The following is a 425-nucleotide window of genomic DNA, read 5'->3' as shown; positions in this document are numbered from 1 at the left end:
TCTCTAGCTTTATATAACGATATTATGCGTTTGTAGTGGTTATTCATTAATAGGATTGTCTGTGTTTGGCGTAAAAAAAATAATTCGTAGTTGGCTTGCTCTGAGCTTATTGATTCTAGCTATCGCCCCCTTAGCTGCTAAAGCAGAAGCTTTTATTATCAATGATATTCGTGTTGATGGTCTTAAGCGGGTATCAGCCGGTTCGGTATTTTCTGCGTTTATCCTAAGTGTTGGTGAGACTGCTAGTGAAGAAAAGATAGTTGAAGCAAGTAAGGCGCTATTTAAAACCGGCTTGTTTACAGATATCGAAATCGCCCGTGAAGATAGAGATTTGGTCATTATTGTTCAAGAGCGCCCCTCAATCTCGAAAATCGAAATTGAAGGAAATAAGGATATCTCTGAAGAAGATTTGCTGGAAGGGCTCA

General features: G+C 39.1%; 1 protein-coding gene. It reads left to right on the top strand.

All coding sequences use genetic code 11. The features are described from left to right. Positions 1-61: 61 nt before the first annotated feature. Positions 62-425: POTRA domain-containing protein (locus tag A3763_RS17465; RefSeq protein WP_369823132.1), on the top strand; the 364-nt coding region annotated here is incomplete at its 3' end.

It is taken from the genome of Oleiphilus sp. HI0128 (assembly GCF_001635365.1).
The sequence above is the reverse complement of the archived record's forward strand: the minus strand, read 5'-3'. Positions and strand labels throughout refer to the sequence as shown.